The sequence below is a fragment of the Paenibacillus cisolokensis genome, from assembly GCF_050481165.1.
GTDB lineage: Bacteria > Bacillota > Bacilli > Paenibacillales > Paenibacillaceae > Paenibacillus_AH > Paenibacillus_AH cisolokensis.
The window spans coordinates 1-10,381 of the sequence record NZ_JBCNFP010000106.1; the positions used below are offsets into that span (position 1 = coordinate 1).

At 49.1% G+C, this 10,381-nt stretch carries 7 protein-coding genes; all 7 read left to right on the forward strand.

The features are described 5' to 3' along the window. The first annotated feature begins 8 nt into the window (after window positions 1-8). The 7 genes from ABEV74_RS17630 (at window position 9) to ABEV74_RS17660 (ending at window position 9,953) form a co-directional block, all read left to right on the forward strand. Complete coding sequence (locus ABEV74_RS17630) at window positions 9-1,502, forward strand: malate:quinone oxidoreductase (protein WP_430148005.1); 1,494 nt, start codon at window positions 9-11, stop codon at window positions 1,500-1,502. Between the two features lie 296 nt (window positions 1,503-1,798). Next, window positions 1,799-3,808, forward strand: coding sequence for a LacI family DNA-binding transcriptional regulator (locus ABEV74_RS17635; RefSeq protein WP_430147993.1), 2,010 nt, complete (start codon window positions 1,799-1,801; stop codon window positions 3,806-3,808). A gap of 325 nt (window positions 3,809-4,133) precedes the next feature. Further along, complete coding sequence (locus ABEV74_RS17640) at window positions 4,134-4,988, forward strand: sugar ABC transporter substrate-binding protein (RefSeq protein WP_430147996.1); 855 nt, start codon at window positions 4,134-4,136, stop codon at window positions 4,986-4,988. A 122-nt stretch (window positions 4,989-5,110) separates the two neighbouring features. Then, entirely contained in the window at window positions 5,111-6,580 is a 1,470-nt protein-coding gene (locus ABEV74_RS17645; protein ID WP_430148007.1) for a sugar ABC transporter ATP-binding protein, read from the forward strand. Window positions 6,581-6,584: 4 nt separating this feature from the next. After that, complete coding sequence (locus ABEV74_RS17650) at window positions 6,585-7,583, forward strand: ABC transporter permease (RefSeq protein WP_430147999.1); 999 nt, start codon at window positions 6,585-6,587, stop codon at window positions 7,581-7,583. A 39-nt stretch (window positions 7,584-7,622) separates the two neighbouring features. Continuing rightward, window positions 7,623-9,044 (forward strand): hypothetical protein, encoded by a 1,422-nt coding sequence (locus ABEV74_RS17655; protein WP_430148002.1) that lies wholly within the window; start codon window positions 7,623-7,625, stop codon window positions 9,042-9,044. Window positions 9,045-9,083: 39 nt separating this feature from the next. Beyond that, complete coding sequence (locus tag ABEV74_RS17660; RefSeq protein WP_430148010.1) at window positions 9,084-9,953, forward strand: ROK family protein; 870 nt, start codon at window positions 9,084-9,086, stop codon at window positions 9,951-9,953. The last annotated feature ends 428 nt before the right edge of the window (window positions 9,954-10,381 follow it).

Below are 10,381 nucleotides of genomic sequence, written 5' to 3' on the forward strand. Positions count from 1 at the left end.
CCACTACGATGGAACGCAAACCAGACGTGATCTTAATTGGCGCCGGAATCATGAGTGCGACTTTGGGGACGCTACTGAAAGAATTCGTACCGGACTGGAAAATTACAGTGTTTGAGAAGCTCGACAAACCGGGTGAGGAAAGCTCCAACGAATGGAATAATGCGGGAACGGGGCATGCTGCACTGTGCGAGCTGAACTACACGGTCGAAAAACCGGATGGATCCATAGATATCAGCAAAGCGATCAAGATTAACGAACAGTTTCAGGTTTCAAGACAGTTCTGGTCTTATCTTGTAAACCGCAATCTGATTCGTAACCCGCAGGACTTTATCAGGCCGTTGCCTCATATGAGTTTCGTACAAGGGGAAAAAAATGTAGCGTTCTTGAAGAAACGGTATGAAGCGTTGTCAAACAACCCTCTGTTCCAAGGGATGGAATTTTCCGATGACCCGGCCAAACTGATGGAATGGATTCCGCTGATGATGAAAGACCGGACGATCAATGGCCCGATTGCGGCAACAAGAATCGATTCCGGAACGGATGTCAACTTTGGCGCTTTAACGCGCATGTTGTTTGACCATTTGAAGAATCATAACGTCGAGATCCACTACAAACATAAGGTTGAGGATATTAAGCGTACCAGCGACGGATTATGGGAATTGAAAGTGAAAAATCTCGTCAACGGTACGGTCGAACGCCATACGGCGAAATTCGTCTTTATCGGGGCCGGCGGCGGAAGCCTTCCTTTGCTGCAAAAAACGGGTATTCCCGAAAGTAAACATATTGGAGGATTCCCGGTAAGCGGACTATTCCTGGTATGCAACAATCCGGAGGTTGTAGCGCAGCATCATGCAAAAGTATACGGCAAAGCTGCAGTCGGCGCTCCGCCGATGTCCGTTCCGCATCTTGACACCCGATATATCGAGGGGAAAAAATCTTTGCTGTTCGGACCGTTTGCCGGCTTCTCGCCAAAGTTCTTAAAAACGGGTTCAAATTTTGATCTGATCGGTTCCATAAAACCGAATAATGTCTTAACGATGTTGGCAGCAGGCGTAAAAGAGATGGCATTGACCAAATACTTGATTCAACAATTGATGTTATCGAAAGAAAAGCGGATCGAAGAGTTGAGGCAGTTTGTTCCGAACGCCAAAAGCGAAGATTGGGACATTGTGGTGGCGGGCCAACGTGTGCAAGTGATCAAAGATACCGAGGCCGGCGGTAAAGGAACGCTTCAATTTGGCACGGAAGTCGTGAGTGCCGCCGATGGCTCGGTCGCCGCATTGCTTGGCGCTTCTCCGGGAGCTTCAACGGCCGTTCACGTCATGCTTGAGGTATTGCAAAAATGCTTCCCGCAACATATGAAAGAGTGGGCACCGAAAATCAAAGAAATGATTCCTTCTTACGGCGTTTCGCTCGTGAAAAACCCGGGGCTTTTCCAAGAAATTCATGATGCAACGTCGCGGACGCTTGGTCTAACCGCAAGAGAGTTGGTCTATAGCTAATTCTTTAGATGCAAAAACAAAGTTATTAGAAAAAAATGTTGGGGCATTTGCTTGCGGAAAGCGAATGCCCCCTTCGTCGTTATGCGGAAGGGGAAGAACTTTCACGTGCGGACGGCCACTCCTTGGAATTTATTTCTACGCTTTCGGATGACCCGGCACCGGAACTTGGAGTCATGTCTGGGCCCCTTATATTTCGCCTGTTTACGTAAATCTTCGCCGCGAAGTTTGAATGCGTTGACCATGCCGCGAATGAGTGATAATATTTTTTTAAATTTACGTAAATAAGGGGTGAGAAAATGGTTACGATCCACCAGATTGCGAAGGAAGCCGGCGTTTCGATTGCTACGGTGTCCCATGTTATCAACAAATCAAGGTATGTAAGTCCGGAACTGGTTGAACGGGTGGAAGAGGCAATCCGGAGAACCGGTTACGATAAAAAACTGGAGAATAAAAAAAGCAAGCTGAAAATCGGCAAAAGATCGGAAATCGCCGTTGTTGTGCCGGACTTGTCGGATCCTTTTCATGTAAAACTGGTTTCCAGCATCTCGACTGCGTTAATGGATGCAGGGTACAACCCTGCTCTTTATTTTCATAATGACAACACGGACCAAGAAAGGAACATGATCACCAACATCCTTTATAACAAGCAAATTGCCGGGGGCATTTTCATTCCTGCAAATAAAGATGCCAAACCGTTCGAAAAATTGGTGCAGCAGCGTATTCCGTTTATTTTTCTGGAGCGAACCATGGCGGTCAAAGGTGTCGGGTCCGTCCTATCGGACGATGAAGGAGGAATTTCCCAAGCTGCGGCCCATTTGTTGAAGTCCGGACATGAAGAGATCGCTCTGATCATGGAAAAGGATCAAGTTTCCTCAACGGAAACAATTTTGAAAGGTTACGTCACAACTTTAAATGCTTTCAAATTGTCCGTCAAAAAAGAATTAATCTTAGAGATGGAACATGACAGCAGTTTAGATGAATTCGCAAAGAAAATCAACGATGTATGGGTTCAGCATAAGCCGACCGCTTTCCTGGCCTGCAGCAACCGGATTACGCTTTATTTGCTGAAGGTGCTGAACAAATTGGGGATCGAATGTCCGGCCGATGTGTCGATCATAGGAGTCGGCGACGAAGATTGGTCGGAAATCACGAATCCTCCGTTGACTATCCTTAAGCATGATACCAGAGAGATGGGAGTTCGGGGAGTCCATCTTCTTCTCAAAAAAATGGAGAACGATGCCGGAGGAACCGAGCAAATCAAAGTTCCGATGGAGCTCTCCATCAAACAGTCCACGCAGGTGATCGGGAGAGGGCCATTCGGGGAAAAAACGGTTTCTCCCGAAGAGTTGACGATTTCCAAAGCTGAGGCCGACAAGCTGATGGCCGGCCATTATAAAGTCGCGATTTCGTTCCACTATGGCGGTACGGCGTGGGCCAGATTGTACGAGAATGGCATTCGAAATATATTGGACAAGTACGGAATCTCGATCATTTCGATTACGAATGCCCATTTCGATCCGGAATTGCAAGTCAACCAGCTGGAAGGATTGCGGCTGCAAAAGCCCGATGCGATCATCGCCATTCCGGTCGACGACGAACTTACGGCCAAAAAATTTCAAAGCATCTCCCAAGAAGTCAAATTGATCTTTCTGAGCAACGTGCCCGAAGGAATGGATAAAGATCAGTACGCCTCGTGCGTGTCCGTAAATGAACGGGAAAACGGGCAAAATGCGGCGATGCTGCTGGGCAATTATTTCAAAAACCAACCCAATGTCAAAATCGGCTTTATCGGACACGGAGCCCCGTTTTACGGAACGCATCTCCGCGATGCCGTAGCCAAAGAGGTCATCAGAACCAACTTTCCAAACATTGAAATTGTGGATGAAAAATATTTTTACCAAATCGAAAACACCTATCACGTCTGCAAAGAAATGATGCAAGCCCATCCAGAAATCCAAGGGCTGTATATTTCCTGGGATCGACCGGCATTACAAGCGATTCGGGCGCTCAAGGAATTGAACCGGGAAGACGTGTCGATCTTCACCTGCGATCTGGATGTGGAAATCGGGATCTATTTGGCCAAAGAAGAAATGGTGAAGGGGCTTTCCACCCAGAGGCCTTATCATCAAGGGGTTGCGGTGGGACTCGCGACGGCTAAAGCTTTGCTGGGACACGATTCTTATAAATACATCGGTGTTCAGCCTTATGCCGTCGATTCCAAAAATTTGCTGAAAGCGTGGAAAGACATCACGCTGGAACCGGCTCCGCCGGAAATCGAAGGCATCATACTGAATAAATTTACGTAAAAAAACAAAAAGCAATCATTTCCTCGTATTGTTTTTTTATTTAATTGACTACACAAAGCATTACGTGTTATATATTTATGTAAAGCTAGAGATGGAAGAGTTACAAAACGACCTACTGTTTAATTAAACGCGCGCGGGCAGGAGGTATATTCCATCTTTTTAGTTAAATCATTCAGAGCATACGGGGGTAAACAGCATGAAGAAACATCTTTGGAAAACTCTATCTTTACTTATTCTGGCTGTGTCACTGGTTGCGTGCGGCAATCAAGAAAGCGGTTCCAGCACGACTGCAGCTTCCGGCGGAACTTCCGGCGGCAGTGACCAATTGAAATTCGCTTTCCTGCCCAATACGCAAAACAATACGTTCCAAACGGCCATGACGGAAACTTACCAACGTCTCGCCAAAGAAAAAGGCGTGGAATTGACGGTGCTTGACCCGGACTACGACCTGAACAAACAGATCAACCAAATGTCCGACGTGGCCAACCAAGGATATGACGCGGTATTCGTGATCCCGGTTGACTCCGCCGGCATTCGCCAAGGCCTGGAAATGCTGAAGGACAAAAAAATTCCGGTCATCAACGTGGATACGGCAGTCATTGAAGAAGACCGCGAGCTCGTTGAAAGCGTTATTGCGACCGATGCTTACATGGCCGGCAAATTGATGGGCGAACAAATGGTCAAAGACTTCCCCAACGGCGGAAAAATCGCGATTTTGGATTTCCCGGCCAATGAAAGCTGCGTTCAACGCGTTGCCGGATTCATGGACGGACTCGGGGACAGCAAATCGAAATTCGAAATTGTCGCGCAACAAGACGGCAAAGCCGCACTCGACGTTTCGCTGCCGATCGCCGAAGACATTATTCAAGCCAATCCCGACATTGACGCATTCTTTGCCATCAATGACCCTTCCGCTCTGGGCGTAGCGGCAGCGATTGAAGCAAGCGGCCGCGACGACATTGCCGTTTACTCGATCGATGCTTCTCCGGACGGCAAGGCGGCGCTGTTGGATGGATCGTTCACCGCGGTAGCCGCTCAAGTGCCGATTCAAATCGCGGAAAAATCGTTCCAGGCTGCGCTTGATTTGCTGGACGGCAAAGAAATCGAAAAAGAAATCCTGCTGCCTTCCCACGTCGTAACGAAGGAAATGGCGGAAAAAACAGCAGGACAATGGCAATAATCACTTACAGTAAAACATCATATCGCATCGCAAATTCCGTAGAATGCAAGAATCTTTTCTTGCATTCTACGTTTGAATTGGACTTTCGGAGGTGAATTCCATTGGCCAGACCCGTTCTTGAAATGCGTTCGATTGCCAAAAGATTCGGTCAAACCCAGGCACTGAACGGTATCAATTTCGAGCTGAAAGCCGGGGAAATCCACGCCTTGCTGGGCGAGAACGGCGCAGGCAAATCCACGTTGATCAAAGTTTTGGGCGGCATCCATCAACCGGACCAAGGCGAAATTGTGATCGACGGGAAAGTTGCGCCTATTAAAGGGGTCCAGGATGCGCGGGCGCACGGCATCGGCGTCATTCACCAGGAAATCGTTCTCGTTCCGTATTTGAGCGTGGCGGAAAACATTTTTCTGGGAAGAGAACCGGTAACGAAATTCGGGTTCAAGGACAAACGGCAAATGATTTCCCGGGCGCAAAAAATGGTGGAAGAGCTCGGATTGAACATTAACGTGAACACGTTGGTCGGAGAATTGACGATCGCCCAGCAGCAGCTCGTCGAAATTGTAAAGGCCATTTCTTTCCAGGTGAAAATTTTGGTGATGGACGAGCCGACTTCCTCCTTGTCCGAGGAAGAGGTCAACAATCTGTTCGTCATCATGGAGAAATTGAGAAAGAACAATGTCGGCATCATTTATATTTCGCACAAATTTGAAGAGCTCTTCAAAATTACGGACCGAATTACCATCATTCGGGACGGCGCCTATGTGGGCACGGTGAATACGAAAGAAACGAATGCCGATCAGCTTGTCGCCATGATGGTCGGCCGGGAACTGGAGAAATTTTATACCCGGACGTATTCTCGTCAGGATGAAGTCGTTTTGAAAGTGGACAAGCTGACGAAAAAGAACGTTTTTGAAGATGTCAGTTTTTCCGTGCGCAAAGGGGAAATCCTCGGTTTCGCCGGTTTGATGGGCGCGGGCCGGAGCGAAGTAATGCAGGCCATATTCGGCGCGATGCCTTATGACAGCGGAACCGTTTATCTGAACGGGGAAGAGCTGCGGATTAAAAACTGCAGAGAAGCGATCGCCAAAGGGATCGCCATGGTTCCGGAGGATCGCAAAGGCCAAGGCCTCGTGCTGATCAACTCCGTCGGATTCAATATGACGTTGGCCGAATTGCGAAACCTGATGAAAAACAAATGGATCGTCAGTGAACAAAAAAGAAAACAATTGATTGGCCAATATATCAAAGACCTGAATATCAAAACATCCTCGCCCGATAACGAAGTCGGCAATTTGTCCGGGGGAAATCAGCAAAAAGTGGTGCTGGCCAAATGGCTGGCCACCAAACCGAAGCTTCTCATCCTGGATGAGCCGACAAGGGGCGTCGACGTGGGCGCGAAGTCCGAAATTTATGCCATCATCAACGAATTGGCCAAAGAGGGATTGGGCATCATATTGGTCTCCTCGGAACTTCCCGAAATCATCAATATGTGTGACTCGGTTTGTGTCATGAGAAACGGAAAACTGACAGCGCAGCTGCCGCAATCCGAGGCGTCTCAAGAGAATATTATGCGCTATGCAACGGGAGGTTAAATCCATGACGAAAACCAAGGAGAGACAAGTCAATCCGTTTGTTTCCGTCTTTAAAGGGAATATGGGGATATTGATCGTTTTGATCCTTTTGTTCGCCGGACTCTCCATCGCTTCCCCGGTGTTTTTGACAACGGACAACTTGATCACGGTTTTGCGGCAAATCTCGACCAACGTCTTTCTGGCGCTCGGCATGACGCTCATTATTATTTTGGCCGGGATTGACCTTTCCGTCGGGGCGATTGTCGCCTTGACCGGAACATTGACCGTAGGGCTCATTGTCAATGCCGGGTTGCCGGTATATCTCGCCATTTTGATCGGCCTTTTGATCGGTACGGTTATCGGGTTTCTGAACGGGACGATCATCAGCCAATTCAAGCTTCCCGCCTTTATTGTCACTTTGGCCACGATGAATATCGCGCAAGGCGTTGCCTACATTTACAGCGGCGGACAATCCGAAAGAATTCGGGACGAGGCCTATACCTCCATCGGGACAGGGCAGCTTTTCGGAATTATCCCTCTGCCGGTTGTATACATGATTGTTCTGATTATAATCTTCTCCATCCTGCTGAATAAAACCAGATTCGGGACCTACGTTTACGCCATCGGCGGCAACAGGGAAGCGGCTCGTCTGTCCGGTGTCCCGACCAAAAAGATCGAGCTTGCGGTATACACGATTTCAGGATTTCTTGCCGCATTTGCCGGGATCGTGCTGTCGGCCAGAATGTACTCCGGCCAGCCTTCCGTAGGTCAGGGCTATGAAATGGATGCCATCGCGGCTTGCGTATTGGGCGGCGTTTCCATGGCCGGCGGCAGAGGCCGGATCAGCGGCACCGTCATCGGTGCGATCGTCATCGGCGTGATCAGCAACGGTCTGAACTTGCTGGGGGTAAGTTCGTTCTGGCAATTGGTCGTCAAAGGCCTGATTATTCTGATTGCCATCCTGGTGGATGCTCAAAAAGGGAAAAGATTCAACTTTTCTTTTAAGACAGCCAAGGCAAAATAACTTCCGTGATCCCACCTGAAAGAAGAGAGGAGTACAACGATGGAAAATCAAAATTTCACCTATAAATTTCAGATCATGCTGAACAATCCGGATCGTTTGCCCAGGAACAATGAACCGGTCATCACCAAATTGAATTTTGCGGATTATCGCGTGCACAGAGACAGCCTTGTCCTGGTTGACGATGCCGATCGCACAATCCCTTTCCAATTGATCGATGTCGTGAGTGATGGCGACTATATCCGAGAAGCTTCGATCGTTTATCTGGTCAGCATGGATGAGTTGGTGACCTCCTATTGGCTGTATGCGGGGGAAAATCCGGTGTCCCGCGAACCGTTCAAAGGAATCGAAAAGCTGGAAGTGACGCAGAAGGACGGGTTCAGAAGGCTGGACACCGGTTATTACATTTTGGAACTGTGCTCCGGAACCGCCGACGGAACTTCCTACGGCAAATGGGGTATCCGCTATTTTGAGGCGAAAGCGGAAGGGAAAAATTTGATCAAAGACTATTCCAACGCCATTGGAGGATTTTACGGACCGTTCTTTACGCCCAAAAACGGGCTCATCAATCCTCCGGAGCATACGACCGTCGACTGCATCGTGGAAGAGGAAGGCCCTTTGTACTGCAGGTATTTGTTCAAAGGAACCGTGCCAGACGGTTTGGACGAAAATTTGAAAGGCAAAAACTTCACGATCACCTGGGAATTTTTCTACAACACGCCCTGGTTCCGCAGAAAATATGATGTGGACGATTTCTCGACGGTCGTGGACGGCATTCCGGTGGTCAACAAAATCACGGTGGGGGACGAATTCGAGAGCGGCAAAGGCGACAGAGTGTTCACCTCTTTTGCTTGCTACGGCGGCACGTATTACCGGGAAGGCGACCTGTATGCCAACATTTTGTCCGAAGGGGTTCACAAACTGCTGGAGAACGCCGACGAACAAAACAATCCGAAATTGAAACAATATAAAGACAGCATCGGGGAAAATATTAATGAAGTTTCCTGGGACTATTTTTGGAGAATTTTCTGCGTCAAGGAAGGGCTGCTTGATGCGGAGGACATCAAAAAACACGTCTCCGAAATCATTCCCGAGGCGCATAGACAGGTGCACGAGAGCGAAAGAAACAGAAATGTGCTGTTCAGCAAATTTGTCGATGTCAACAGCGCGCCGGAACAAACGATTTTCCCCTTGAGCGCCAACAAGACGGCCGAGCTCAATGACAAGACCGGATACGCGATGGTTTGGTATACGAGCAACGTCGTATCCCGTTACCAAATCGTGCAAAGAAACGATTCCGGCTGGGTCAACTGGGGCACGAACGGAGAAAACGAGCACCCCGAATTGCCGACCGGATCGACGATCATTACCGCATACGGGAAATTCGACAACTGGGAAGCGCAAGCGGACGCCATGGAAAAAAATATCGATTCCAAGCAAGGTCTTGCGACTCTTCTGAAGTAAAAAAGCGGTTGGTTTCCAACTGGATGACGGGGGTGACTCATCTTGTTCGGCGCGATTGAAGCGGGGGGGACGAAGTTTGTCTGTGCGGTTGGCAACGAGGATGGCCAAGTGATCGAAAGGGCAACGTTTCCCACAACAACGCCAGACGAAACGATGAACCGGGTTTTCGGTTTTTTTGATCAATACGACATCCAAGCGATGGGGATCGGCTCTTTCGGTCCCATCGATGTGAATCCGCAATCCCAAACGTATGGATATATCAAAAATACGCCGAAACCGTCATGGTCCAATTTCGATTTTGTCGGCGCGGTGAAAAGCAAGTACAACATCCCGGTCGGATGGACAACCGATGTTAACGCGGCGGCGCTGAGCGAAGCAACCAAAGGGGCCGGCGCCGGGCTGAACAGCGTGCTTTATTTGACCGTCGGCACCGGAATCGGCGGCGGCGCAATCGTAAACGGACAATTTTTGGAAGGGTACGGCCATCCGGAAATGGGACATATCATGATGCAGCCCCATCCGAACGACGCGTTTCGGGGAGCATGCCCGTTTCACGGCAACTGCCTGGAAGGCATGGCGGCCGGACCGACGATTGAGGCCAGATTGAACAAAAAAGGCCATGAGGTTGAAGCCGGTCACGAAGTGTGGGATTTTATGGCGTTTTATTTGGCCCAAGCGCTGTACACCTATACGGTCGTCTTGCGCCCGGACATCATCATTCTGGGCGGAGGCGTCATGAAAAGCGGGCATTTTCTCCCCAAGGTGAAAGCGCAGCTGGCCGAAAGAATTGCCGGCTACGTGGAGATCCCGCCGATCGACCGTTATATCCAATTGCCCGCGTTGGGCGATGACACCGGGGTAACCGGAGGTCTCCTTCTCGCCATAAAGGAATATCGCAAAGCGGGTTAAACAGAACAATGAGGATCCATTTCAAGTGTGGATCCTCATTGCTTGTTCAGAGTGATTATTCCAATTCCAGCTGCTTGTACCCGCGGAGGGTGTACCCGATCACCCATGTCATCGGGATTTCCTACCTGATCAATCACATGATCACCACTCTGTCTTGTACCCCAAAGTTTTCAAGGTTGATCATTTTAATCTTAAGTCAGGCACCTCTAGAAGTCCGGTGATTTAAGTCAGTTGTATCCGTCTCTTCGGCATGAAAAAAGAGGAAAACAACCCAACCAACACCGAAATGAGCAGGTCCGACACCACCTCCATCATCACGGATTCGAAACCAGAGGAATAATCCCTTGCTCGAACAGCGATCGCAGATAATCTGTCGTACCGTAGGCTTTATCGGCAGAAAGCGTGCGAATCCGGATTTGCGGATGGGC

Excerpts from the sequence above, each read along its gene's own strand:
- ABEV74_RS17630 (WP_430148005.1), top strand. The coding sequence starts at position 9 with ATGGAACGCAAACCAGACGTGATCTTAATTGGCGCCGGAATCATGAGT.
- ABEV74_RS17635 (WP_430147993.1), top strand. The coding sequence starts at position 1,799 with ATGGTTACGATCCACCAGATTGCGAAGGAAGCCGGCGTTTCGATTGCT.
- ABEV74_RS17645 (WP_430148007.1), top strand. The coding sequence starts at position 5,111 with ATGCGTTCGATTGCCAAAAGATTCGGTCAAACCCAGGCACTGAACGGT.
- ABEV74_RS17650 (WP_430147999.1), top strand. The coding sequence starts at position 6,585 with ATGACGAAAACCAAGGAGAGACAAGTCAATCCGTTTGTTTCCGTCTTT.
- ABEV74_RS17655 (WP_430148002.1), top strand. The coding sequence starts at position 7,623 with ATGGAAAATCAAAATTTCACCTATAAATTTCAGATCATGCTGAACAAT.